The 25106-nt window shown below is 68.1% G+C and carries 17 protein-coding genes and 7 pseudogenes; 9 read left to right on the top strand and 15 right to left on the bottom strand.

The genetic code is table 11. From position 1 onward, the window contains the following. Positions 1–81 precede the first annotated feature (81 nt). A pseudogene (locus JK363_RS33755) lies at positions 82–1085 on the top strand (IS5 family transposase). A 73-nt stretch (positions 1086–1158) separates the two neighbouring features. On the opposite strand, the gene JK363_RS33750 reads toward JK363_RS33755, so the two are convergent. Next, entirely contained in the window at positions 1159–3420 is a 2262-nt protein-coding gene (locus JK363_RS33750) for an MMPL family transporter (RefSeq protein WP_201881150.1), read from the bottom strand. 175 nt (positions 3421–3595) lie between these two features. On the opposite strand from JK363_RS33750, the gene JK363_RS33745 reads away from it, so the two are divergent. From JK363_RS33745 to JK363_RS33725, 5 genes and pseudogenes are all read left to right on the top strand, one after another. Continuing rightward, positions 3596–4768 (top strand): sensor histidine kinase, encoded by a 1173-nt coding sequence (locus tag JK363_RS33745; protein WP_201881148.1) that lies wholly within the window; start codon positions 3596–3598, stop codon positions 4766–4768. After that, on the top strand, positions 4743–5405 hold the full coding sequence (locus JK363_RS33740; RefSeq protein ID WP_201881146.1) for a response regulator: 663 nt from the start codon (positions 4743–4745) through the stop codon (positions 5403–5405). The genes JK363_RS33745 and JK363_RS33740 overlap by 26 nt, the downstream gene beginning before the upstream one ends. 370 nt (positions 5406–5775) lie before the next feature. Continuing rightward, positions 5776–6417: a gamma carbonic anhydrase family protein gene (locus JK363_RS33735; RefSeq protein WP_201881145.1), complete on the top strand. Its 642-nt coding sequence runs from the start codon at positions 5776–5778 to the stop codon at positions 6415–6417. An 87-nt stretch (positions 6418–6504) separates the two neighbouring features. Further along, a pseudogene (locus JK363_RS33730) lies at positions 6505–7639 on the top strand (IS630 family transposase). Between the two features lie 467 nt (positions 7640–8106). Next, positions 8107–9324: pseudogene (locus tag JK363_RS33725) on the top strand (IS110 family RNA-guided transposase); the annotation flags it as partial. A gap of 41 nt (positions 9325–9365) precedes the next feature. Here JK363_RS33725 and JK363_RS33720 read toward each other — a convergent pair. The 9 genes and pseudogenes from JK363_RS33720 to tnpA form a co-directional block, all read right to left on the bottom strand. Further along, positions 9366–9575: a hypothetical protein gene (locus JK363_RS33720; protein ID WP_215911532.1), complete on the bottom strand. Its 210-nt coding sequence runs from the start codon at positions 9573–9575 to the stop codon at positions 9366–9368. 192 nt (positions 9576–9767) lie between these two features. After that, positions 9768–10540: pseudogene (locus JK363_RS33715) on the bottom strand (class I SAM-dependent methyltransferase). Positions 10541–10757: 217 nt separating this feature from the next. Next, a complete protein-coding gene (locus JK363_RS33710) occupies positions 10758–11891 on the bottom strand; it encodes an NAD(P)/FAD-dependent oxidoreductase (RefSeq protein ID WP_201881143.1) in 1134 nt (377 codons plus the stop codon). Then, positions 11888–14806, bottom strand: coding sequence for a LodA/GoxA family CTQ-dependent oxidase (locus JK363_RS33705; RefSeq protein ID WP_236076307.1), 2919 nt, complete (start codon positions 14804–14806; stop codon positions 11888–11890). The genes JK363_RS33710 and JK363_RS33705 overlap by 4 nt, the downstream gene beginning before the upstream one ends. 140 nt (positions 14807–14946) lie before the next feature. Continuing rightward, a complete protein-coding gene (locus tag JK363_RS33700; protein ID WP_201881142.1) occupies positions 14947–15708 on the bottom strand; it encodes a hypothetical protein in 762 nt (253 codons plus the stop codon). Positions 15709–15957: 249 nt separating this feature from the next. After that, a complete protein-coding gene (locus tag JK363_RS33695; protein WP_201881141.1) occupies positions 15958–16629 on the bottom strand; it encodes a hypothetical protein in 672 nt (223 codons plus the stop codon). An 87-nt stretch (positions 16630–16716) separates the two neighbouring features. Continuing rightward, positions 16717–17139: a protein kinase family protein gene (locus tag JK363_RS44405; protein ID WP_201881140.1), complete on the bottom strand. Its 423-nt coding sequence runs from the start codon at positions 17137–17139 to the stop codon at positions 16717–16719. A gap of 133 nt (positions 17140–17272) precedes the next feature. Next, positions 17273–17656 (bottom strand): annotated as a pseudogene (locus JK363_RS33685) (transposase); the annotation flags it as partial. A gap of 236 nt (positions 17657–17892) precedes the next feature. Continuing rightward, positions 17893–18309 carry an IS200/IS605 family transposase gene (gene tnpA, locus JK363_RS33680; protein WP_201881138.1) on the bottom strand — a complete coding sequence of 139 codons (417 nt, stop codon included), beginning with the start codon at positions 18307–18309 and terminating at the stop codon, positions 17893–17895. Between the two features lie 296 nt (positions 18310–18605). Here tnpA and JK363_RS33675 point away from each other — a divergent pair, with 296 nt between their 5' ends. Next, the gene (locus JK363_RS33675; protein WP_201881136.1) at positions 18606–18890 is read left to right on the top strand and encodes a hypothetical protein; all 285 of its coding nucleotides are present in this window, start codon (positions 18606–18608) and stop codon (positions 18888–18890) included. Between the two features lie 128 nt (positions 18891–19018). After that, positions 19019–19690, top strand: a pseudogene (locus tag JK363_RS44400) (helix-turn-helix domain-containing protein); the annotation flags it as partial. A gap of 51 nt (positions 19691–19741) precedes the next feature. Here the strand turns inward: JK363_RS44400 and JK363_RS45190 are convergent. Continuing rightward, a pseudogene (locus tag JK363_RS45190) lies at positions 19742–19861 on the bottom strand (AraC family transcriptional regulator); the annotation flags it as partial. A gap of 333 nt (positions 19862–20194) precedes the next feature. Between JK363_RS45190 and JK363_RS44395 the strand changes: the two are divergent. Then, the gene (locus tag JK363_RS44395) at positions 20195–21403 is read left to right on the top strand and encodes a S41 family peptidase (RefSeq protein WP_307821973.1); all 1209 of its coding nucleotides are present in this window, start codon (positions 20195–20197) and stop codon (positions 21401–21403) included. Positions 21404–22043: 640 nt separating this feature from the next. On the opposite strand, the gene JK363_RS44390 is transcribed toward JK363_RS44395, so the two are convergent. From JK363_RS44390 to JK363_RS33635, 4 genes are read right to left on the bottom strand one after another with little or no spacing between them, the layout of a single operon-like run. Beyond that, entirely contained in the window at positions 22044–22724 is a 681-nt protein-coding gene (locus tag JK363_RS44390) for an FAD-dependent monooxygenase (RefSeq protein ID WP_307821970.1), read from the bottom strand. Between the two features lie 44 nt (positions 22725–22768). Then, the gene (locus tag JK363_RS33645; RefSeq protein WP_236076305.1) at positions 22769–23356 is read right to left on the bottom strand and encodes an SDR family oxidoreductase; all 588 of its coding nucleotides are present in this window, start codon (positions 23354–23356) and stop codon (positions 22769–22771) included. 10 nt (positions 23357–23366) lie between these two features. Further along, on the bottom strand, positions 23367–24176 hold the full coding sequence (locus JK363_RS33640; RefSeq protein ID WP_201881135.1) for an enoyl-CoA hydratase-related protein: 810 nt from the start codon (positions 24174–24176) through the stop codon (positions 23367–23369). Continuing rightward, positions 24173–25084 carry a fumarylacetoacetate hydrolase family protein gene (locus JK363_RS33635; RefSeq protein WP_201881134.1) on the bottom strand — a complete coding sequence of 304 codons (912 nt, stop codon included), beginning with the start codon at positions 25082–25084 and terminating at the stop codon, positions 24173–24175. Before JK363_RS33635 ends, JK363_RS33640 begins: the two co-directional genes overlap by 4 nt. Positions 25085–25106 lie beyond the last annotated feature (22 nt).

The following is a 25106-nucleotide window of genomic DNA, read 5'->3' as shown; positions in this document are numbered from 1 at the left end:
CTTGCTAGGGCGCGTATCGAGTCGTGATCAATTTGCGGGATGTGCCTTCGTGGCACTGTCCGGTCCGATAGACGGTCTTACGTGACGCGAGTGCAACTGACCGATCCGGGTTGGGAGTTCATCGAGCCGTACCTGCCGATCGGCGAGTACGGCCCGTACCCCGAGCGACTGCGGCAGCAGTTCGAGGGCGTGATCTGGCGGTTCAAGACGGGCGGGCAGTGGCGGGAGATGCCGACGGAGTTCGGCGCCTGGTCGACCGTCCACAACCGCTTCCGGCAGTGGCGTGACGCCGGCGTCTTCGAGGCCCTGCTGGAGGGCCTGATCACGGAAGCCGCGAAGCGGGGTGAGGTGGACCTGTCCCTGGTCAGCATCGACTCCACCACCGCCCGAGCCCACCACGACACGGCCGGGATACACCTCGACGAGGACGTCGTCACCGCCCTGGAGAAAGCCGCGGCCGAGGAGGAGAAGGCCAGGTCAAAGGGGGCGGCCTCGAAGAGCAAAACGGGCAAGAGACCAAAAGTGATCCCGCGCTGGAAGAACGACGACGCATCCGGCGTCGGCGGAAACTCCGGCTGAAGGCCGCCCTCCTCGGACGTTCCAGAGGCGGGCAGACCAGCAAGGTCCACCTCGCCGCCGACCGCAAGTGCCGCCCGCTGGCGTTCATCCTGACCACAGGCCAGGCAGCGGACAGCCCGCAGTTCATCCCCGTCCTGAAGAAGGTACGGGTACGCGGGCCCGTCGGCCGACCCCGCATCCGGCCGGACGCGGTCGCCGGGGACAAGGCGTACTCGTCCCGCGGAAACCGCGCCCACCTGCGCAAACGCCGTATCAAGGCGGTCATCCCGGAGAAGAAGGACCAGGCCGCCAACCGGAAGAAGAAGGGCTCCAGAGGTGGCCGACCCGTCAGCCACGATGCCAATCTCTACAAGGAGCGGAACACCGTCGAACGCCTGATCAACAAGCTCAAAGCATGGCGAGGCATCGCCACCCGATACGACAAGACTCCCGACAGCTACCTCGCCGGTCTCCACCTGCGCGCCTCGATGATCTGGATCAAGGACCTCACCAGGACCACCCGGTGATCACGACTCGATATGCCCTAGGTGACGCGCTGAGGTGCCGGACGCCAAGGGCGGGCAGGAGTTGAGTCAACGGTCAACTAGCCGTGGGACGCGGGGCCTCACCCGTGGATTCAGCGTCGGTGTCGTCGGTGCCGACCGGGCCGCGGGGAAGCATCCGGTCCAGCCACCTCGGCAGCCACCAGTTGGTCCGGCCGAGGAGTGTCATGGTCGCCGGTACCAGCACCATGCGTACGACCGTGGCGTCGATGAAGATCGCGGTGGCCAGGCCGAGCCCGAACATCTTGGTGGACGGGTCCTCGGCGACGGCGAAGGACAGGAAGACCGCCACCATGATGAGGGCGGCCGAGGTGATGATCCGGGCGGTGCGCGAGACGCCCTGCACGATCGCCGTGCCGTTGTCGCCGGTGCGCAGGTACTCCTCGCGCACGCGGGAGAGGAGGAACACCTCGTAGTCCATCGACAGGCCGAACAGGATGGCGAAGAGGAACATCGGGATGAACGACACGATCGGAACCGTCGCTTCCAGCCCGATGAGTGCGCCTCCCCAGCCCCACTGGAACACCGCGACCATGATGCCGTAGGCCGCGCCGATGCTCAGCAGATTCAGCAGCACCGCCTTGAGCGGTACGAGTACCGACCTGAAGACCAGCATCAGCAGCAGGAACGACATCGCCAGCACGGCGGCGACGAACACCGGCAGGCGTTGGCTGGTGCGTTGGCCCACGTCGGACAGGCTCGCGGCGGCGCCGCCGACGTGGGCCCTGGCCGGGCCGTGCCCGATCGCCGTGGGCAGCACGTCGGTGCGCAGCCGGGCGATGGTGTCGGCCGTGGCCTTCTCCTGCGGGCTAGTGGTCGGGAACAACACGAGCGTCGCGATGCCCGTGGCCCGATCGACCTGCGCCGGCGCGACGGATGCGATGCCCGGGTCCGCCGCGACCGTTGTGACGAGACGGTCCAGCACTCCCGGATCACCGGCGGGGTCCGCGGCGATGACGAGGGGACCGTTGGTGCCCGGGCCGAACCCCTCGGCGACGAGGTCGTAGGCGCGGCGCTCGGTGCGGCTGGGCGGCAGTGAGCCGTCGTCGGGCAGGCCGACGCGCAGGCCGAGCACGGGCAGCGTCGCGGTCAGCAGCAGCCCGGCCGCCCCGACCGCGTACGGCACCGGGTGCCGGCTGACGTGCCCGATCCAGCGCCGCCACCCGGCGGGGGCGGCGCCCGCCGCCGTGACCCGCCGCCGTGCGAGCCGGCCCAGCTTCCTGCTCTGCAGAGCCCGCCCGATCCGACCGGCCCGGGCCAGGCGCATGTCGGCGGCACCGAGGAAGGCCGGCAGCAGCGTCACCGACGCGACCACCATGATCAGAACGACGATCGAGACGGCGATCCCGCCCACCGTCATGAACGGCACGTTCGCGACCGCCAGGCCGAGGATCGATACGACGACGGTGCCGCCGGCGAAGACCACGGGCCTCCCCGCCGTGGCCACCGCTCGCCCCGCCGCCTCGCGGGGATCGAGCCCGCGCGCGAGGTACTCCCGGTGCCTGGCGAGCACGAACAGCGCGTAGTCGATGCCCACCCCGAGCCCGACCATGCTGCCCAGGACCGGGGCGAAGGTCGGGACGTCCGTCACCCCCGCCAGTACCGTCATCGTGGCAACTCCGACGGTCAGCCCGAAGACCGCCATGCCGATCGGCAGCGCGGCGGCGACGAGCGAACCGAACGCCAGGAACAGGATCGCGGCCGCGGCGAGGATGCCGATCAGCTCGCTTGCGCCGCCGTCGGGGTCGGAGAAGACGTAGAAGAGGTTCCCGCCCATCTCGATGCGCAGGGGCAGCTCGGCGCGCAGCCGGCCGCCGAGATCAACGAGGGCGTGGAGGTCCTCGGCCGACAGCCGGCTCTGGTCGGGATACTGCACCCGGACGACGGCGATCCGCCCGTCGGCCGAGACCAGGCCGTCGCGCACGGCGGTGTCGCCGCCTGTGTCGAGTGCCCCCGCCGGGTCGGTCGTGCCGAGTACGTGCGGCAGTCCCCTCACCTGGTCCTGGAGGCGCGCGAGCGCCGTGCGCGCGCTGCCGTGGTCGAGGAACGTCGCCCCGCCGTCGAGGGGGGTGACGACCACCTGGGCGGTCATCCCCTGCTGGCCGGTGCCGGCCCGCTCGATGAGTTCCGCTGCCCGTTGGGAGTCCAGTCCCGGAGCGGTCATCGAGTCCGCGGTCCGCCCGCCGAAGGCGATCGCGGCGAGGACGGCAAGCGTGGCGGCGATCAGCCATGCCGCGATCACCCGCCAGGGATGGCGGGCGGCGCTTGCGCCCACGCGCGAGAGGGCTTTCGAGAGCATCGGGTCCTCCAACCACCTCGTCGGCCGTCCTTGTACGGCCGCCGTTGCCGAGGCTCGTCGCCGCGGCGCTTCGGGACATCGGCTCGCGGGCCGCGGATCCGTCGGCCCCAGGACGGAGTGACGCCCCGTCCTTTCGGCTGATGCGCGGCGCGGCGCTGTCCTTAGGCTGAGAACCGTGCTGCGAGACGACCTACGAACCCTGTGGACCGAACCACGGCCGCCCGACGCGGCCGCCCGGGTGTGGCGGGACTGGGCGCTGCTCGGCGCGGGCCTGGGCGGTGTGGTGCTGGAGGCCACACTGCGCGAGGACGTCGTGTGGCGGCCGGTGGCCGTGGTGTTCGCCGTCTGGCTGTGCGTGCTGCCCCTGTGGCGCCGGACCCGCCCGCTGGCGACGGTCACGCTGGCGTTCGGCTCGATGATCCTGCTCCAGGTGGCCTCGCTGATCGCCGCACCCCGCGAGCCCGTCGGTCTGTACACCGGCTTGGTCGTGCTCGTGCTGGTGTATGCGCTGCCCCGGTGGGGATCGGGCCGGGAGATCGTGCTGGGCGGCGCGGTGATCCTCGGTGCCTTCGTGCTGTCGGTCGTCACGGACGAAACCCCGGCCGGCGAACAGGTCGCGGGCTTTGTCTTCCTGTTCCTGCCCGGCCTGATCGGGGCCGCCGTGCGGTTCCTGGCGACCGCTCGCGAGCGGCAGTTGGAGCAGGTACGTTCCCGCGAGCGTGAGCAGCTCGCCCGGGAACTGCACGACACGGTGGCTCACCATGTTTCGGCCATGGTGATCCGCGCCCAGGCGGGCCGGGTGCTCGCGGGCACCGACCCGGCCGCCGCCGTCGAGGCGCTGGAAGAGGTCGAGGAGGAAGGGGCGCGCACGCTGGAGGAAATGCGGGCCATGGTCGCCGCGCTGCGCGACCGCGGGGCCGGCGCCGAGCTGGCGCCGCCTGCCGGTGTCGCGGATCTGGAGCGCCTGGTGCGCGCCCCGGGTGGTCGCCTCAGGGTCGACCTGAAGCTCGACAGCGCACTGGAATCGCTGCCCCCGGCCGTGGACGCGGCCGTCTACCGCATCGTGCAGGAGTCGGTGACCAACGCCATGCGCCATGCCGTCAACGCGACCGAGGTCGTCGTCCGGGTCACCGCGGAACGGCACACGGTACGGGTGAGCGTGCGCGACAACGGCCAACGCACCGGCCGAGGCCGCGACGGATACGGACTTGCCGGACTGCGCGAGCGCGCTGCCCTGCTCGGCGGCAGACTACAAGCCGGCCCCGGCTCCGATCAGGGCTGGCATGTCGAAGCCGAGCTGCCGAGAGGGAGGACGGAGAGCGGTGCCCATCCGCGTCCTCGTCGCTGACGACCAGACCATCATCCGTACCGGGCTGCGGATCATGCTGAACGCCCAGCCCGGCATCGAGGTGGTCGGCGAGGCCGCCGACGGACAGGAAGCGGTACGTCTGGCCCGCGAACTGCGGCCCGACGTCTGCCTGTTCGACATCCGCATGCCCGTGTTCGACGGGCTCGAGGCCACCCGGCTGGTCGCCGGCCCGGGCGTCGCCGACCCGCTGGCCGTGGTCGTGATCACCACGTTCGACCTCGACGAGTACGTCTACGGCGCACTGCGTGCCGGCGCCCGTGGATTCCTGCTCAAGGACACAGGACCGGACCTTCTGGCACAGGCCGTACGGTCGGCGTCCGACGGCGAGGCGCTCATCGCGCCGAGCGTCACCGTCCGCCTGCTCCAGGCCTTCGCGGACCTGCCCGCAGGCCGGCCCGCAGCCCAGCCGGTGTCCCCCGTCACCGCCCGCGAGGAGCAGGTGCTCCTCGCCGTGGCTCGCGGGCTGACCAACACCGAGATCGCCGATGCGCTTCACATCAGCCTCAGCACGGTGAAAACGCACCTGGCCAGCCTGATGGCCAAGCTCGGCGCCCGCAACCGGGTCGAGATCGCGATGTGGGCCTACGAGACGCGCCGTATCCTCCCCGGCACCTGAGCCGGGCGCCGGGCCATGTCCCCATGAGCCCCCGCCCGGACATCGGTGCGCCGTTCGGCTCAGGTCGGCTCCACGTGCCTCACCCGCCCCAGAGCGTGACGTACCAGGAGGCCGGAACTGGGACGGTGAGACACCCGATACAACAAGACTCCCGACAGCTACCTCGCCAGTCTCCACCTGCACGCCTCGATGATCTGGATCAAAGACCTCACCAGGACCACCCGATGATCACGACTCGATACGCGCCCTAGTGCCGCATCAGCCAACATTCGCCCCGTAGTGCCTCAGATCGCGGATGGCACAGGTCTCGGCGAACGCGACGTCTGAAATCCGCCAGTGTGCTCGTGGTCCGTCGGGCGAGAATCCGCTCATGATCGTTGAAGCGCAGGGAATCCGCATCCGGCATCGCGGGCATGAACCGCAGGTCCATCCCACCGCCTACGTCGCCCCGACGGCCACGCTCGTTGGTGATGTCCGCGTGGGGCCGAGGGCGCGGGTGATGTACGGTGCGGTGCTCGATGCCGAGGGGTCTCGGATCGAGGTCGGGGAAGCGGCGGTGATCTGCGAGAACGCGGTGTTGCGCGGGTCTGCGGTCGCCGGCGACCAGCCGGTCCTTGTCGACGACCACGTCTTCGTGGGGCCGCATGCCACGCTGCTGGGCTGCGAGGTCGGCAGGTGCGTCTATGTGGCGACCGCGGCGACGGTCCTGCAGGGCGCACGATTGGGGGCCGGCTCGGTTGTCGCTGTCGGCGCGCTCGTCCATGCGCGCGCCGTTTTGCCGGACGAGTTCTTCGTGCCGCCGCAAACCGTGGCGCTTGACGCGCCGCTGCGGTTGCTGGCCCCAGGCGATTCAGGTCTGGCAGAGGCCGTCGGGCGGGTGGGTTTCGCGCAGGTGGCGTTCGGCGTCGACGCGGAGTGGACCGATCGGATCAGCCGGTACGAGCGCATCGCGGAGGTGCGCGTCGCCGAGTTCGGCACGCATGCGGACGATGAGGTCCTGAATCTCGGCTAGCGGCGACCTCAGCAACCCTTGTGCTGTGGTGAGGTGACGCGCCGTCCGGATTCACCTCCGGCGGCGCGCGTCCGGCAAGCTGTGCTGGTGGCAGAGTGCGTGAGGGTCCGTGGGATCGATGACGACGAGGGCAGGGCGGCTGCTGCGGATCATCCGCAGGGGTACTGGGTCGGTGGTGACCTGGCGCCGCGCGCAGATGGTGCTGCTGTCGGCCCAGGGCATGCCCGTGGCGAAGATCGCCGAGGTGGCGTTCACCAGCCCGGACCGGGTCCGGGACGTGGTCCACAACTTCAACACCGACGGCTTCGACTCGCTCTACCCGAAGTACAAGGGCGGCCGGCCCAGGACCTTTACCCTGCCCGAGCGGCGCGAGATCAAGAAGATCGCCAAGTCCAATCCGGCCGAGCACGGCCTGCCGTTCTCGACCTGGAGCCTGGCCAAGCTGGCCGACTTCCTGGTCGCCGAGGGGGTGGTCGACGACATCAGCCACGAGGGCCTGCGGGCCCTGCTCCGCGAGGAGGGCGTGTCCTTTCAACGGATAAAGACCTGGAAGAGCTCCCGCGAGCCGGAGTATGCCGCCAAGAAGGCCCGTGTCGAGCGCCTCTACGCGATCGCCGACGGCGAGGTCATACCCGAGGACGGCGAACCCGAAGTCGTCTTATGCCTGGATGAGTTCGGCCCGCTCAACCTCCAGCCCCACCTCGGGCGGCAATGGGTCGAGCGCGGCGGACGGCACAAGGACCCCGACCGCGAGCCCAGGCCCCGCCGACGGGCGACCTGCACCCGCCCTCACGGGGTCAGGCACCTGTTCGCCGCCTTGGACCTGGGCAAGGACAAGCTCTACGGCCACATCAAGCCAAAGAAGAACCGGACCAGGTTCCTGGAGTTCTGCCGCTACCTGCGCAGCCTCTACCCGCCCAAGACCCGCATCGCGATCGTGCTCGACAACTTCTCTCCACACCTGGCCACGAAAAAGGACACCCGAGTCGGCAACTGGGCTGCGGCCAACAACGTCGAGTTCGCCTACACACCGACCAACAGCTCCTGGGTGAACCGCATCGAAGCCCAATTCACCGCCCTGCGCTACTTCGCTCTCGACGGGACGGACCACGCCAGCCACAAAGAACAAGGCAGCATGATCCGCCGCTACATCATCTGGCGGAACAAGCACGCGCAGGACGAGCGCCTGCGCGAAGTCGTCAACAGGGCGAACGTTGCCTAATTCCGTGTTAACGGTGCCGCGAGGAGCTGTGAGCCTTGCGGTGCTGTTCGAATGCTGGACCGTGACGTCTAAACGTTGCCTGGCGACTGACGCCTCGCATCAGAGCGGCGGGCGGTCCGGCGTATCTCGTGGTGGCGGTCGCGTGGGTGCCGGACGGATGCCTTCCCATCGCACGGTACGTGAACCTCACAGCAGCGCGGCGACGCCCGGCGTCCTCGTGGCCGCCACCACCTACTGCGGTACTCGCTCGTTGATGTTGGTGGTGCGAGCCCGCCGCACGGTGACCTCTCGAAGCGCCCGAGCCGTTCAAGCTCCCACATAGACCGAGGCCCGTGGGGTGAGCTGGTGCCACGAACTGCTACTGAGGTGGCGGACCGGCCATGGGCCGAGTCCTTGAATTAGGTCGCCGCGTGGCCCGCATGCGCTCGTGACCAGCGCAAACAGTTAATGCTCAGGGGAGGAGCAACTTGATCTACTGCGGAATCGACTGGGCGGAACGAACCCACGACGTCGCCCTGGTCGACGACGCCGGCACGCTGATGGCCAAGCGCCACATCACCGACGACGCGGCCGGCTACCGGCTGCTGCTGGAGCTGCTCGCCGAGCACGGCGACACCGAGGAGAACCCGATCCCGGTGGCGATCGAGACCTCCCGGGGGCTACTGGTGGCCGTGCTGCGGACCGGCAAGCGGAAGGTGTTCGCGATCGACCCAATGGCCGCGGCTCGCTACCGCGACCGGCACTCGGTCTCGCGCAAGAAGAGCGACCCTGGCGACGCCCTGGTGCTGGCGAACATCCTTCGCACCGACATGCACGCCCACCGAACGCTGCCCAACGACTCCGACCTCGGTCGGGCCATCGCAGTCCTGGCCCGCGCCCAACAGGACGCCCTTTGGAACCGGCAACAAATCGCCAACCAGCTCCGCTCCCTACTACGGGAGTACTACCCGGCCGCCTTGGACGCCGTCGCCAAGTGGGAGAACGGTCTGTGCCGTCCCGAAGCCCGCGAACTCTTGAAGGCAGCGCCGACGCCTTCTCGAGCCGCACGGCTGAGCCGCACCCAGCTGCACGCCGCCCTGAAAAGGGCTGGCCGCAAACGCGGTATCGAGGCGGAGGCCAACCGCATCCGTGACGTCTTCCGCGACGAGTGGGCCCACCAGCCACCGTTGATCGAGGACGCGCTCGGCAAGCAGATGCTCGCCCTACTCGTCCAGCTGGAGGCAGCCTGCACCGCCACCGACGACCTCGCGAAGGCGGTGGAAGAGACATTCCCTCAGCACCCGGACGCCGAGATTCTGCTGAGCTTCCCCGGGCTCGGCATTCAGCTCGCCGCCCGGGTCATGGCTGAGATCGGGGACGACCGCAGCCGCTTCGCCGACGCCCGTGGGCTGAAGGCTTATGCCGGCTCCTCACCCATTACCAGGGCCTCCGGCAAGAAGTCAGCCATCACACGGCGGTGGGTAAAGAACGACCGGCTAAACCACGCTGGCTATCTCTGGGCCTTCGCATCACTGCGGGCGTCTGCAGGTGCCAACGCCCACTACCGGCGACGACGTGAGCGCGGCGACTGGCATGCCGCGGCCCAGCGTAACCTCTTCAACCGCATGATCGGACAGCTCCACCACTGCCTTCAAGGACGTCGGCGCTATGACGAGAGCCTGGCCTTTCCGACCTCGCTCGAAGCCACAGATTCAGCTGCCGCAAAGGGCACGGCTGGCCGCGGGCCTTACTCAGGGATGACCAGACCGCGGGCACGCAGCTGAGGCAGACAGACCTGCAAGCATGCTTCCACCGAGGCGGCGTCAGTACGCACGAGCAGGTCCTCGTGGAAGGGGACACCGTTCGCGACGAAAGTCCACGGCCTCACTCCGTCACGCATGCGTTCCGCATCCGCCTTGAACAGCACCGTGACACCCTGCTCCGCCAGCGTCTCCATGACACGCACCACGTCGACCAACGTTCCACACCGCCCGTTCGAATAGGCGAGCCACGCTACAGCCTCTGCTTTCCCCGACTTGACGGCATAGCAACGTGAGGTGTCTACCGCCTTGCCAGCACCGGGGCTCGGGCCGAGGAACCGGCCAAGGCCAGCTGACACCGGCCATCCCACGTCGGGCGGTGGAATCACCTACTCGCCGGTGCGGGCCACAAGCAGCGGCTGGAAGAAGCCCGTCTCCTGCGGTATCCGCCACCCAGGGTCGACAAACCCGGCCTCGGCTGCGAGGCCGGCCAGCCGGTCCTGGCCGAGCGCCCAGTAGGTGGTCCGGCGGACCTGGACGCGCCATTCCCCGCCTGCCGGAAGGAGTTGGAAGTGCTCCAAGTCGTAGTGCTCGCCGTCGTCGTGCCAGTGCCAGAGCTGGAAGGTGACGGTTCGCTCCCCGCCGTCGGCGCAGTCGGTGATCCGGTGGACTTGCGGAGGCGTCGAAGCCGGGCGGTCACGCAGCAGGTCGTCATAGGGGCGTGTGCTGACCAGCAGCAAGCCGGCGGGACGCAGCACGCGGCGCATCTCGGCCAGCGCGGCGTGCACATCCTGCTCCGTCAGCAGGTGAGGCAGCGAGTTGTCGGCGCAGACGACCGCGTCGAACCGGCCATCGGGAAACGGGAGGCGCCGCATGTCGGCGGCGGCCGTGCACAGGCTCAGACTCCGGCGGGCGGCCTCACCGGCAGCGCGGGCGGCGGCGCGAAGGCTGAGGTCGGTCCCGGTGACGCGGTGCCCGCGCACAGGCCGATGGCCTGCGTGCCAATGCCGCAGGAACAGTCAAGCACCGCCGCGCCATCCTGGCCGATCAGGGCGTCCAAGGCATCCCCCTGCCGACGGATGCTCGCGTCCCAGTCCGAGTAGATCAGGTGGTAGTCGTCGGCCAGTTCGTCGTAGAAGTGCGTCACTGACGTCTCGGACATGGCTCGAGATTACCGTGCCTGATTCCCCGGATGTGCTGATCGCCCCGTGATCGGCGCGACCCCCTCACCGACGACAGTGCCGTCATTTCCCGTGAACATCTGCGAGCGCCCTGATCGCCAACTGCTGTCGAAACTCATCGACAAACGCTGCTGCTGAACGTGAACGAAGCCAGCGTGCCCAGAACCAAGTATGGGCCTCCACCGACCCCGGAGCGTTTCAGTGCCTCCGCTGCCAGAAGGGGGCACCCTCCCACCGCCTTTCGTGACGGTAGGACTCCGCGTGATGCTGGTGATAGGCATCGACTACGCGGTCCACGAACGCGCAATAGGCTGCGATGGCCCCCGTCTGGCCGCTCAGGCAGAGATCGACAACCTGTCCCGCCCAGGCCCCGGTGTGCATGGCAGTCAGGATGCCCTGCGAGGACAGTGGGTCGACGGCCAGTGCGGCATCCCCGGCAGCCACCCATCCCGGTCCCGCAGGTGGGGTCAGCCGCAGCCCGTGGGCGGGTGACCAGCGCGGTACCGCTGGCCGGGTCAAGTCGTAGCCGTCCAGCCGGAGCCGTACATGCCTGGTGCGGGCCGCCCGATCCAGGAAGCCCGCGGAAGTCCGCAGGTCGGTACCCACGAGATCGATGTCGGTGAGATAGGCGACGAGCCGCCCGGCCGGTACGCGGACGGTGTACCACCAGCCTGCCGGCGCCGCCTCGACGATCGTGCGCAGCTCCTGGTCCGCGGAACGCCCGGAGCATGCGCCCGGCAGACGCCGGTCGAGCACGACGAAGGCGGCCACGAGCCGGTCTTGTCTCAGCCGCACAGCCCGGCGCCGGCCGATGACCGCCCGGCGGCCGGTCGCGTCCACGATCCACTCGCAGGGCAGCTCTCTCACGACGCCGTGCTCACGCACCAGGAGTCGCCGGTGGCCGGCCTCACCGACTTGCCGCATCACGGTGGCCTGTCGTAGGCAGGCGCCTGCGGCCACTGCGGCGCCGCGAAGGAAGGCGTCGAACCGGGAACGGTCAAGATGCCAGCCGTGGCCGTGCGGGTCGAAGAGATGGCTGCGTTCGTGCAGCGCGGCGGAGCCCCAGGAAGCATCGGTGCCGACGCACACGAGGTGCCCGTCGGCGGTGAAGCCGGACAGAAGCCCCAGATCGCGTAGCAGCGGTCCGGCGGCCGGCGGCAGGGTCTCACCGACCTTGAACGCGGGCGTATCGGCTTGGCCGTCGAGCAGGAGGACGCGGCGCCCCGCACGTGCCAGGGCCAGGGCCGCAACCGCGCCCGCCGGGCCACCTCCCGCCACGATGACTTCGAAGCGCCCGCACGGGGGCCGGTCCGAGCCGGGGCCTCTGGTCACCGGTTATCCGGGTAGCGGACTACCTTGTCGATAAAGCCCGTCGCGACCTCTTCGTCGGCCTGTTCGGTCATGGCCGCTGCCGCGGCCACGGCGTCCGCCCGGAGGTCAGGATCCGCGGCTACCGGCACATGCACAGTGAGCAGATTGCGCTCCCGGGGTGGTGCAGGCGTGTGGGGGAAGCTCACCTCGGACTCCACCAGCATCACCGCCGGGAAACCCGCTTCGGCGGGGATGCCCGGACGGCGTTCGACAATCCCGAGTTTGCCGAAGTCGCGGATCATGTCGTTGATGTGGGTGAGGTAGTCGGTGGGCAGCCACCTGTTCCACACGGCCCGGCGTTCGAAGGCGAGCCGGCGTTCCGCTGCTGGCCGGGACATGTCGAGGACGATGTCGTAGTCCTCCTCGGTCAGAATGTGGTTGGGTACACGCGCCGGCCAGAAGGTGGGGAGGTAGGGGTCGTAGCGTGCGCCGAAGCCCAGGTAGTAGCCGGAACGGCAGCTGGCAGTGTCGGTGTGCCAGGGCGTGGCCATCCACCGGGTGAGGTCGCCCGGGCTCTGCCCGTACAGAGGTCCGTCGACCGCTAGCGCGATCTTCGGTGTGAGCACGCTCCCGTACCTCTGTTCAGGCCGTCCGGGTTCCCGTCGTCTGACCCGGAACGGCGCCGAGTACAGGGTGGAGTGGCGCATCGGCCAGCTGAGTTCGCAGCCCGGGTGGAAGGCATCGGCGAGGCAGAACGACAGGGCGGATCGGTCGAGTGTCCCAGGGCGCTGCTCGAGCGGCAGACTGTCGAGTGCCGGCGGCGGCGTTGCCTGGGGGTCGAAGTCCGCCTCGAAGTCCCCGGCGGCCCAGCGGGCCAACAGACCGTACTGCAAGGCGGGGAGCGCGAGGTGCTGGCGCGCGGATACCGGCGTCAGGCTCATGGCATCGCCAAAGACCGAGGGCCAGGGCACCGGGGACATCCCGTCGCGGTCGAGGTCCCGGAACATGGCCCAGATCTGCCGGCGCAGTTCTGCGTGCGCGGGACCGGGATCTGCCAGTCGGGCCAGCCGACCGGGTGCCAGGAGGTGATCCCGTCCTGCGTCTCCGAACTGGACGGCGAATCCGCGGTTGACCCACTGCAGATCGCACAGCCGTCGCAGGACCGGCAGGACGTCACGGGTGAACGAGACGCGCTGGGGCTGCGGAAGCATGCCGGCCTTCACATAGGTGTCCTGCAGAAGGTCGTACAGGGTGATTACCGACTTGAGGTCCGGTGCGTAGTTCGGAGGAGCGACCACGATCCAGGCCGGCTCGACGGGGATGGTTCGCCCGTCGATGCGGACCTCGGCCGTCACCGGCCCGTCAGAGATGTCGTCGTGCCAGCCGTCGTTGTTGGCGAAGGTATCTGCCGGGAGGTTGGCGGCCGAGGAGGCAGCGCCCCGGCCTCCCAGGAAGAGGAGCCGGCCGGCGCCGTCGGTACGTAGCTCGCCCAGGTAGACGGGTGTGCCCATGAACCTGCCCGTGTCGAACCGGAGCTCGGGCCGTCCCGCGCGGTTCCGGCCGCGCACCGATCTGGGTCCCGGGTCGATGACCAGCTGACTGCGTGGCTGGACCGTAGGGTTGCGCAGCGCGCTCTCTTCGGCCTCGACCGCCTCCGGGATGTCCAGGGCAATCTGGAACTGGTACCAGGCAGCCTTCTTGTTGGCCACATGCACGGTCCAGCGGAGGTCCGCGTTGTCCGCCGTCAGTTCGGCGACCGGTTTTCCTGCGGCGTTGTAGCCGTATACCCGGAAGCGGACGGCCTGACGCTTCAGAGCTCCGGTCGCGTCCTTGTAGGACGGTTGCGCGGGTGGATAGTCGACCTCGGGCGCGAGGAAGAATTCGTCGGTGCTGTCCCCGACCCGGGCCACTCCGATCGCGGGGTGCACCGAGGCCCGTACGATCCGGGTGTCGCGGCCGAGGGGCTCGGCGGAAGCGGGCCGGGCCGGGCCGGGCTCCCTGACTGGGATGCCGTTCGCGTGGCGGCGCCGCGCCGCCGACGCCGGGTACACCACGCGGCGCGCCTCGGCGATACTGCCCGCGGGCCGATGCTCGGGCAGGCCGTGCCACGGGTTGAATGCGAGATTCTCCCCGTACGCAGCCTGGCCCCGCGCCTCGGTGTTCTGTTGATGCAAGGTCAGCCGCGCTACCCGGACGGGGGAACTGTCCGACTCCTCCCATCGGGCGGTGGCCCGGTCCAGAGGCATGCGCTCCGGATCCTTGCGGAACTGGAGCATCAGATCAAACGTCGCCTCTCCGGCGGACAGCCGGTGACGCACATCCTCGCGGAGAGCGAAAGGGCATTCGTCGGGCGGCACCGCCTGCGGGTCGCCGGGCGGGCAGCCGGCGGAGACCAGTTTGTATTTCACATGGCGGTCAGCACCGAAGGCGTAGGGAAGCACGCTCCAGTACGTGGCTTTCAGCGCGCTCTCCTCAGCCTTGGCCATGGCAAGGAGGACCGACCGGGTGGTGGGATGGTCCCGCAGGTACGACTCGATGTCGTGCTCCACGACTGCTGCCCGGGTGAATTCACACATGTCGCGGGCAGTGTCGACGAAGAAGACGTCGTGATTCTGCAAAACCAAGTCCTGGGTGTCCGCCCCGCTTTCGTCCTCCAGCAGCTTGGTCCCGGGCACCCCGAAGAGCTTGATGCCCATCCCGAGGGTGGTGCGGAGGTCGGGTCGGGTCGGCAGCGTGTCGCTGGAGAACCGGACCCAGGCAGTCAACCCACCCTGCTCCCGGGCGGCTTCCAGGAACCCGACGAGAAGGTCCGGCGGCAGATCGGCATCTACGGTGAGGACCCCACGGGCCGCCCCGTGCGCCTTGAGGAAGACCGGCCGCAGGGCCGGCTCCTGGCCCTGCGTGATCCGGTCACCCTGGACGGCGTCCACGAACATGGCGCGCAGTGCGGATGCCGGATCGTCCGTGCAGCTGGGCAAGGGCTTCGGAGGCCTGCCTGAGGGAACGAGTGGCCCGGTCATGGATGCACTCCGTCCTAGGACGAGCCCAAGTCAAGGCTTTTGGATCCGTGACCGGATCAGATCGGATGGCTCAGGACGTATCCCTGCGCGATCAGGTAGCCTGCTACGCCGCCGAAGACGACCGCCACAGCTATCAGGCCCCATTTCCGTTCCGGACCTGTGACCATGCGTTCCAGTTCATCGCGCGCCACGTCGAATTCCCTGGTGTGAGCCGAGCCCGACGTGTGCTCCCATTCCTTGATCTCCTTTGCGGTGTTCCGCAGGGCGTCGGCGGCGAGAGGTCCCTCGAGATCTGCCTCGACGCGACGTCGGAGCGCCTCTCCCTCTACCAGCCCGTGCCGGAGAGCAACAAGCGACCTGGGAACCGAGCCATCCGCCAGCGCGCCGAACCACGGCAGCACCGAAGGTTGCAGCGCCATACGATGATGGACGGGAGGGTGGTACGGATAGCCTGGCGAGGGACAAATGTCCGGCATCAGCATCGCCTTGAATTGTGGCCACATCGGTGTGATGACGCGGATCGCGTCTTCTTCGGGAAGCTCTTCGAAGCGCGCCATCAGGGCCTCTTGAACCCAAGCGATGTTCGGGTCAAGAGCCGCGAAGTGATCGATGTCTGCCTGGAATCTCTCCAGGGCTTCTTGGGAGTCAAGCCAGAGCCGAATCCCCCCTGCCTGCGCCTGCTCCACCGGTTCTGACGCACCCATATGAAACACCACCTCGGTCTTGGTTCGAATATCGGCTTGCTTTGTTCGCCGGTTCCGGCAGCAGATGTTCATGGCTCCGGAAGGCACCCGCAGACCGGAAGAGTCGATTTTCACGAGAACGGGAGGCACCTGCCGGCGCCCGGCAACGGCGCGATGGTGGCTGCCACCTACGCCGTAGCCAGCGCTTTTGCACCGGGCTCCGGACGGGCGGCAGACGGCTGCCCGTCTGCCACCACCGAGCTGCTGACCGAAGTCGTGAACATCCGGCGCGCGCACTGCCTCCCGAACTGCCGTCGAAACGCTGCTCTGCGACGTGAACAGAGCCAATCGGATCCCTCTGGCAGCCCGGGAAGGACGGGATCACTACTGGGGGTGAGAAACCAGGTAACCGATCCCGTAGCCCACTGCAAAGCCCAGCGCGAGTCCCACGAGTACGCCGACGAGCTTCCGTTCCGGTCCTGTGACCATGCGTTCCAGTTCATCGCGCGCCACGTCGAATTCTCTGGTGCGAGCCGAGTTCGACGTGTGCTCCCATTCCTTGATCTCCTTTGCGGTGTTCCGCAGGGCGTCGGCGGCGAGAGGTCCCTCGAGATCTGCCTCGACGCGACGTCGGAGCGCCTCTCCCTCTACCAGCCCGTGCCGGAGAGCAACAAGCGACCTGGGAACCGAGCCATCGGTCAGCACGTCGTACCACGGCGGGATGACCGGAGGCTCCGGAGGATAAGGCGGCCACGGGGGCCACGGGGGCCACAGTGGCCACGGCGGGAAGCCAGGTGGCGTTGGGAAGCCGCGGGGAGATGGGACCGGCGACAGTATCGCCTTGACTTGTGGCCACGCTAGCGCCATGACGCGGATCGCGTCTTCTTCGGGAATCTCTTCGAAGCGCGCTTTCAGGGCCTCTTGAACCCGAGCGATGTTCGGGTCGAGAGCCGCGAAGTGATCGATGTCTGCCTGGAAGCGTTCGAAGGCTTCTTGTGGGTCCAGCCACACATCGACGCTTCCGGGCTTTGCCTGTTCCACCGATGAATTCGCCATGAAGTGACCTACGTTCCTAGTTTGGTTTCCTCGTCAAGCAACCTCACTGTTGTCGGTGGATTAGTCACACCGACCGAAAGAGGTCTGCTATGGCTTCAGCCATACAGCCAGCATTGCATGGCGGGCTCCTGGATGCAGCCGGAGGCGGCAGCCCCCGGGCAGCACAGCGATTTGGAGGGCGGACAGGCCAGGGCTGCTGGAAGGGGACCTCCGGGCTGTCCGGGGTAGGGCCGTCCGGAAAAGGTAGTCGAGCGTGCCGATGAGTTCTCCGGTCGCGGTCAGCGGTAAGGAGCTGACGGCGGAGTCCACCGAGCCGGTTCGCTGAAGGGTGGCGGTTCCGAAGTCGGTGAGTACCGCGTCGCCGTCCGGGCGCAGGATCCGGGCGGCTTCCTGCGGCGTCAGCAGCGTCCCCTCGTCCAGCAGCTCCGCCAGGCTGCTACCCGGCACCAGCTCAATGACGAGCCAGGAGTAGAAATCTTGCCCTCCGTCGATGACGTGATGGATCGTCACTGCGTGGGCGTGGGCTGAGCCAGTGCACGGGCCTCGCGCAGCACGCGTTCGCGCAGCACCCGCGAGACGTCGGAGCTTCGCTCCTCTCCTCGGCGGCTACACGGCCCGCTAGGGCGTGTAGCGAATGTGCTGGTCATAGCCACTCATTGATGGCTGCGACGAGAAGGGTCGCTTCGTATCGGACAGCGAGCTTGTCGTATCTCGTAGCCACCGCTCGGTGCCTTTTGAGACGATTAATGCCGCACTCGACCGCGTGCCGAGCCTTGTAGTCCTGCACGTCGAACTTCGGTGGCCGACCGCCGCGGGAGCCGCGCTTCTTCCGGTTGCGCGCCTGGTCGGCCTTGTCCGGGATGGTGCAGTGGATGCCGCGACGCCGCAGGTATGTGCGGTTCTTGCGGGAGGCGTACGCCTTGTCCGCGCGCACGCGGTCGGGTCGGGTGCGCGGCCGGCCCGACCCGATGCGGGGCACGCGGATCTTCTTCAGGACGGGCTCGAACTGCGGGGAGTCACCCCGCTGTCATCTCCGTAATCAGCGACCGAAACGCATATCTCAATCAGCAGTCAGGGCGCCCCGGAGAACCGGACGGCCACTCCCAGAGAGCCACACTCAAGGCAAGTCAAGATCCTCATCAGCCACATCCGGCCCTCCCGGGCCACCAAACAACTTACGGAGATCCTTACCGGGACTCTTACACAAAGCCCCGGCGTTCACGCCGGGGATGAATGCATCTCAAGGCTGCTCTGACCTGCACTCTAGAGTGGGCTTTTTTGCTGTTCGATGTACTGGCGGACGATCGCCAACGGTTCTCCGCCGCACGATGCGGAGAAGTACGAGGGCGACCACAAGTGTCCTTGCATGATGGCGGGGTTGATGCGGCCGGTGAACTCCTGGCGTATCCGGCGGGCGGAGACGCCCTTGAGGCTGTTGACCAGCTTCGAGACGGCGACCTTGGGCGGGTAATGCACCAGGAGGTGGACGTGATCGCGTTCGCCGTTGAACTCCTTCAGCTCCGCCTCGAAGTCCTCGCACACCTTGCGCATGATCTCTTCGCAGCGTGTCAGCATCTCGTCGTTGAAGACTCCACGTCGGTACTTCGTCACAAAGACCAAATGCACATGCATCGCCGAAACAACGTGCCTGCCCCGCCTGTAATCGTTCTGCCCATCCATGAGACCAATCGTAGTAGATTCTTGGTTGTGCAGCTCCGCTACAACTGCGGATGGACACAGCGCCTGCAGGCAAGGGGGCTGTTCCGAGACGTGGCCTACGCGACGTCGTATCCACTGGCCGCTGGGGCTCTGACGAGGCGCTGGCTGCAGCCGAGGCCATCTTCACCGGACTCCCGCACGGTGCTGACCCAGCTCACGCCAGCCGGTTTGCCCGGCAGGCAGGCCCTGACCGCTGCCCAATTCGCTGGCTTTGCGACCGCCTACACCGGCGGCGCAGCACTGGGGATGCAGTGGTGATGAGGATCTTTGAATTTTCAAAGAGCGCCAACATCGTGGGCGTCGGGCTCGATCAGAGCGTACTCACCAGGGTTGGCAAGTTCCGTGGCGTTGGCGCGCAGCGCTTGGTCGAGAGCGGTATCGCGATCGATGCCAGGCCAGGTTGCGACCAGGGCGTCTGCGGCCGTGCGAGCGTAACGGTGGCGCTGGCGGGGGCTGAGGGCGTCACGAGTGGCGCGCTGAACCAGCGCGTGGACCCGCACGGCGCGGTGGGAGATGGCTGGGGTGTGGTCGATGAGGCTTAGCCGGTGCGGGACGCGAAGAGACTGTGCGACCCGGTCCGCAGTTACTGCCGACTGGCGGTGCTGGTCCGCCTGACCTGGCATGGCCAAAAGCTCCGCCAAGAGCGTGACGACGGGGGTGGAGGTGAACCGTGCGCCGGGGCAGTACCAGCTCAGTGCGCTACCGCCGGGCGATGATGCTGCTGGCGTCCGCCGGCGGGAACCGACTCCCGGTGATCGCCCAGCTGGTCCAGGCCGACGAGGGCACCGTGCGGGAGGTGTTCCACCGATTCAACGAGATCGGCCTGGCCTGTCTGGACCCTCAATGGGCGGGAGGCCGTCCCCGCCTGCTCACCTCTGACGACGAGCACTTCGTCATCCAGACGGCCACCACCCGTCCCACCAAACTCGGCCAACCTTTCACCCGCTGGTCGATCCGCAAACTCGCCGCCTACCTGTGCCGCGTCCACGAACGCAGCATCCGCATCGGCCGTGAAGCCTTACGCTGCCTGCTGTCGCGCCGCGGCATCACCTTCCAGCGCACCAAGACCTGGAAGGAGTCCCCCGATCCCGGCCGCGACGCCAAGCTCGACCGCATCGAGCAGGTGCTGGAACACTTCCCGGACCGGGTCTTCGCCTTCGACGAGTTCGGGCCTCTCGGAATCCGGCCCACCCCGGGCTCCTGCTGGGCGGAACAGAGCAAGCCCAACCGGCTTCCGGCGACCTACCGCCGCACCCACGGCGTCACCTACTTCCACAGCTGTTACTCCGTCGGCGACGACACCCTGTGGGGCGTCAACCGCCGTCGCAAGGGCACCGCCGACCGACCCTGCGATCGGGAAGGTGAGGTGGTAATACTCCGGGTCGGATTGCCGGATCAGACGCGGCGTCCTCCGCCAGCTCATAGGCTCAGCGATAGTCGGCCACACACTGACCGGCCCCAGTTCCAACAGCCGTGTCTCCCCTTGGAACTGTGCGGCGTGTTCGCTGTTCATGTCCATGGGACACAAGGTTTTTCGACATCAGGTCCCGCCAGCAGTCGAACCGTCGGCCGGTTCCACATCACCGGTCCGGAACACCGTCGCTTCCAGCATGGAGCCCCTCCTCGCCATGCCGTTCTGGCCCTCGTCGCCCAAGAGACTGACACGGTCGTCTCGGCGGTTCACGGCGGCTCGCCTCCCCACTCGCAGGATGACCAGAACTCACCCCAACCGGTGGCCAATCCCCGGGCCCAGAACCACCAAGGCGTGCCCACCTCCCAAAGACACCGCAGCTTGCAACGCACGGTGGCCTTAGCCGCGCCGGCTTCGTCGCTGGCTCCTCCTGCCATGCCACCGGCGGGCCCGGAGGCCAATGTCGCCCGTGACACGGGCAAACTGGAGTGCCTCGCGCAATCCGTCGAGTGCCCAGAACAGGGCTACAGAGCCTCACCAGGTGAGGGCGAATCCGACGTCCGCTGCAGCCTGCGTGGTTCCACACCCTCTGCAACAGCTCTAGGCTGTCAATTCATGGATCGCAGAAACCGTTTACGGCGGTGGGGTGCGCTGGTTCTGGTCCTGCTCCTCGCACTTGTGACCGCGTGCTCGCAGGACGAGGACACAGCACCCGACGACGGGATCTCTCCGAAACCGCGGGCATATCTCACGGCCGCACTGGACCTCATCCAAAAGCGGGCGCTGAGACGCGGCGAGGTCGACTGGCCTGAGGTACGCCGCACAGCGTTTGTCCAGGCAGCGGGCGCCCGCGAGCCAAGTGGCACCTATCCCGCGATCGAGGGGGTCATCCAGGCCCTCGGGGACGGCCACACCCGCTTCCTGCGTCCGGCGGCCGCCAAGCAATCGTTTGGCACATCGTTGGACACGATCCCCGGCCTGGTTGCCAAGCGGCTGCGGAGCGGTCCGGGGTACGTGGCACTCCCGGGCGTGGAGGGCTCGAAGCACACGCTTGACACGTACGTGCGTCAGGGCCGGGCCGCGGTGCAGGCAGCCGAACGCAAGCGCCCCTGCGGCTGGGTGGTGGATCTGCGCGGTAACAGAGGCGGGAACATGAATCCCGTGTTCGCCGTCGTAGCGGCGATCCTGGGCGACGGGAATGTGGGCGCGTTTGTGGGGGCCGACGGCAAGCGCATCGCATGGACGGTGAAAGACAGGAACTTCAAGATCGGCACCAATCCGCCCTGGTGGCCGGCGGCCGAGCCGCTGTCGCGTACGCACCCGCCCGTGGCCGTCCTTACCGATGGCGCGACCGCGAGTGCCGGAGAAGCGGTCACCGTGGCCTTCCGGGGCCGCCCCGCGACCCGGAGTTTCGGCATGAGAACTTCTGGGGTGCCCACCGGTAACACCCCCCACCACCTTTCCGACGGTGCAGTGATACTGCTCACCGAAATGAAGGAAGCAGACCGCACCGGGCGCGCGTATCACGGACCGATTCCACCGAACGAGGAGTTCTTCGTGGGACGCAAGGACATCGGCACCAGCCGTGACCGCGCTCTGGCCGCAGCCACCCGCTGGCTCGGGAAACAACCCCACTGCCAATGAATGGAGGGCCCAGCGCCGTGCCTGCTCAACAGCAGCACCATAAGAAACGACGTCTAAGGCCGTGTGCTCAGTAGCCAACTGCGGCGCTGAGCGACGGGCGGCGGTGGCGCGTAGCACCGTCCGTCGCGTAGGAGGGCCCAGAGGACGTTGACGCGGCGGCCGGCGAGTGCGAGCACGGCCTGGGTGTGGCGTTTGCCTTCGGCTCGTTTGCGATCGTAGAAACGGCGGGATTCCTCGGCCGAAGACGGTCATGTCGCCGCCGGTGGCGGCGAGGAACTCGGCACCGAGGATGACGCCCAGGCCGGGCATGCTGGTGATCATTTCGAAGGTGCTGTGGTCGCGAAACCGGGCCTCGATGGCTTTGTCGAGTTCGGCGACCTGTTGGTTGAGAGCCATCACCTCCTTTCGACACTCCGTCAGCGGTTCGCTCTCGCTCGCCTTCCCAGTCCCCACCTGACGCCTCTTGGACGCCTTTCCTCAACGCTCACCACGACGGACTTCAGCACCGCATGGGGTCTACCTACATCAGCCTCACTCTCTGCGCTCGTGGCGCGCTTAAAGATCAAGCTAGGGGCACCCACGGCCCGCAAGTGTGCTTGCGTGATCCCGATCTCGCGCAGAACCTCGATCGACCGGGGATTCACCGCTGAGCCCGTGGCAGTGTCTGCGGATGGAGTTCGCGTTCGAGGACGACGGTGGACACGCCCCGCCGTGCAAGCATCAGGGAAAGCGTGATGCCGACGGCGCCTCCTCCCGCGATGACGACTGGGGTGAACTCGGTGTTCCTCATCATGGGGCTCTTCATGACGGCGTCGTCTTGTGTCAACGACTGCACGCGGCCGATGATTTTCCGGCCGGTGACGCGTTTCCAGGGCGGGGGAACAGCGGGACATGCTCCTGTGGCTTCCACAGAACGGACAGCCGGCGCGTTCAGGATCACCGTGGCCTCAGCCGGATGAGCACAGTCGGCTCTCTGCTCGCGGTCGGCCGGGGTTGCTAGAAGACGAGGCGGTGACCTCGAACTCGCAGGAAGCGCCAGTGTCCGCCTACGGTCACGCGAGCCGTGCCGCGTGCTGAGGAGTTCGTGCGTAGGGGTGACTCGTCGGGGTGAGTCCACGAACAGGTCGGGTTCCGGGTGGTCGCCACCGCCGTAGCGGTTGAGGTCCGTCAAGCCGCCGGTGGCCAGGACGTCGGCGTCGATGAAGGTTCGGCCGGTCCGTTCGTGCGGCGGGCGGACCAGTATGGCGAGGGCGGCGTCCGCCATGATCTCTGGGCTCCGGGAGCGGACCGCCAGGGCTTCGCCGCCGAGGAGATTGGTCACAGCGGTCGTCGCGATGGTGGTCTGGGGCCACAGGCAGTTCGCGGCTATGCCGCATTCCGCGTACTCGGCCGCCCAACGAGGGTGAGCAGGGTCATGCCGCATTTCGCCACGGTGTAGGCCGGATGGGCGCCGAGCCAGTGTGGGGCGAGGTTGAGCGGCGGTGACAGGGTGAGAACGTGTGCGTGGTCGGACCGCTTCAGGTGGGGCACGCAGGCCCGAGTCAGTAGAAAGGTGCCTCGGGTGTTGATCTGCTGCATGAGGTCGAAGCGCTTGACGGACAGGTCTTCGGTTCCCCGAAGATCGATGGCGCTGGCGTTGTTGACACAGATGCCGATGCCACCGAACCGGTCGGCGGCGGTCGCTACCTCCCGCTCGACGTCGGCCTCTTGGCGAACGTCACCGACGACGCCCACGGCGGTTCCACCGGCGGCCCCGACGGCGGCGGCCGCGGTGTGGACAGTGCCCGGCAGTCTCGGGCCGGGCTCGTCGGTTTTGGCGAGGATCACCGCGTTGGCACCTGCTCGGGCCGCGGCCGCAAGGATGGAGAGGCCGATGCCGCGACTGCCACTGGACATCAGGATGGTTCGCCCCTTCAGTGGTGTATCCACGGGGGTGCTCCTCTCGTCGGTCAATCCCTGGCCGTCACTGGCCCGTGAATCGCGGTGGCCGCTTCTCCAGGAAGGCCAGTGCGCCTTCCTGGAGATCCCGGGAGGCACGGCAGCGAGCGATGGCCTCCCTCGCGAGGTCCCGGGCGGAGGCGGCTGCCGTGGGGTCGCCCTCGCTCAGGCGTACGGCGCGGATGGCCGCCTTGGCGGCCCGGATCGTCAGGGGTGCGTTCGCCGCGATGACCGCGGCGACTTCGTCCACCGCGGCCCCGAGATCGTCCGGTTCCACGACCTGGTCCACCAGGCCCACGGCGTGTGCTTCCCGTCCCGTGAGACGCCGTCCGGTAAAGAGGAGGTCGCTCGCGGTCGCGGCTCCCACCGCCTGGACGAGAGCGGCGGTCTGCGCCAAGGGATAGCCGACGCCGAGCCGGGCGGCGGGGATGCCCAGGACGCTTCGGGTGTCCGCGAAGCGCAGGTCGGCGCCCAGGGCGAGTGCCATGCCGGCGCCGAGGCAGTGGCCGTGGATGCGCGCGATGACGGGCACCGAGATCGCGGAGAGCTGTTCGAACAGCCGCGTCGCCGCTTCGTCCACGGCCTGTCGGCTGCCGTCGTCCCGCTGGCCGGAGAACTCGCGGATGTCGGCACCGGAGACGAAGTCCCGCGTGCCTGCGCCGCGCAGGAGGACGACCCGCACGGCCGGGTCGTCCCCCAGTTTCCGCAGAGCGAGGGAGAGATCGGTCATCATCGCCACGGACAGCGCGTTGTGCCGGGCCGGGTTACTGATCTCCACGGTGCCGACGGCATCGAGCACCGTGGTGCGGATCCGTGCTGTGGCGGAGGTGGTCATGACCGTCGTCCGGCCTGCTCGTCGACGAACCGGTTGCGCAGCGCGCCGATTCCCTCGATCCGTACCTCGAACTCCGCCCCGTCACGCAGGAAGACCTTGGGCTCACGCACGAATCCCACTCCCGCCGGAGTACCGGTGAGGATCACGTCACCGGGCTCCAAGGTCATCACCGTGGTGATGTAGGCCAGCAACTCCGGTACGCCGAAGAGCAGTTTCGACGTACGGTCGTCCTGCACGACCTCGCCGTCCAGAGTGCCGGCGATGGCCAGGTCCGGCCGGACACCGCCGAGCAGTGCGGCGGGCACGACGACCGGGCCGAGAGGCGTCAGTCCGTCCCAGGCCTTGCCCGCGGTCCGCTGGGCGGTGTGGAACTGGAAGTCGCGGACCGAGACGTCGTTGGCCGCGGTGTATCCGAAGACGAAGCGCTCCGCGTCCTCGACCGCGACTCGCCGGGCGCGGACGCCGATGACGACGGCCAGTTCGCTCTCGTAGTCGATCTGCTCCGACTCCGGCGGCAGCTCCACCTCGGCGAAGGGGGCCGCGAGCGAGGTGTGCCATTTCGGGAAGAGGTCGGGATGAGCCGGACCCGCGTCGCGACCGCCCTCGTGCACGTGCGCGAGGTAGTTCTGCCCGATGCAGATGATCTTGCCAGGGCGTCCCACGGGGCTGAGGAGCCGGTCGTCCGGCGCGTCGATCACGGCACCTGCCTCGATGGCCGCCGCGTCCCCTCGCGCGGCTTCGAGCAGCGCGGGTAGGTCGTCGAAGGTTTCGCCGTCCACCAGGGCGAGCCGCGCCTCGGACGCTCCGTCCCGCCGCAGAGCGGCCACGGGGCCGCTGCCGTGGAGAACCCGGGCGAGACCGAGCCGGTAGGTCCAGTCCACCGGGGACGAGGGTGTTGCGTCGTTCATGAGTCCAGTCTCCTGGTTTCAG

Source organism: Streptomyces coffeae (assembly GCF_016741875.1).
Classification (GTDB): domain Bacteria; phylum Actinomycetota; class Actinomycetes; order Streptomycetales; family Streptomycetaceae; genus Streptomyces; species Streptomyces coffeae.
The sequence above is the reverse complement of the archived record's forward strand: the minus strand, read 5'-3'. Positions and strand labels throughout refer to the sequence as shown.

Excerpts from the sequence above, each read along its gene's own strand:
- JK363_RS33720 (WP_215911532.1), bottom strand. The coding sequence starts at position 9,575 with ATGGAGACGCTGGCGGAGCAGGGTGTCACGGTGCTGTTCAAGGCGGAT.
- JK363_RS33675 (WP_201881136.1), top strand. The coding sequence starts at position 18,606 with ATGAGGATCTTTGAATTTTCAAAGAGCGCCAACATCGTGGGCGTCGGG.
- JK363_RS33640 (WP_201881135.1), bottom strand. The coding sequence starts at position 24,176 with ATGACCACCTCCGCCACAGCACGGATCCGCACCACGGTGCTCGATGCC.
- JK363_RS33750 (WP_201881150.1), bottom strand. The coding sequence starts at position 3,420 with ATGCTCTCGAAAGCCCTCTCGCGCGTGGGCGCAAGCGCCGCCCGCCAT.
- JK363_RS44395 (WP_307821973.1), top strand. The coding sequence starts at position 20,195 with ATGCCACCGGCGGGCCCGGAGGCCAATGTCGCCCGTGACACGGGCAAA.
- JK363_RS33695 (WP_201881141.1), bottom strand. The coding sequence starts at position 16,629 with ATGGCGAATTCATCGGTGGAACAGGCAAAGCCCGGAAGCGTCGATGTG.
- JK363_RS33735 (WP_201881145.1), top strand. The coding sequence starts at position 5,776 with ATGATCGTTGAAGCGCAGGGAATCCGCATCCGGCATCGCGGGCATGAA.
- JK363_RS33635 (WP_201881134.1), bottom strand. The coding sequence starts at position 25,084 with ATGAACGACGCAACACCCTCGTCCCCGGTGGACTGGACCTACCGGCTC.
- JK363_RS33705 (WP_236076307.1), bottom strand. The coding sequence starts at position 14,806 with ATGTTCGTGGACGCCGTCCAGGGTGACCGGATCACGCAGGGCCAGGAG.
- tnpA (WP_201881138.1), bottom strand. The coding sequence starts at position 18,309 with ATGGATGGGCAGAACGATTACAGGCGGGGCAGGCACGTTGTTTCGGCG.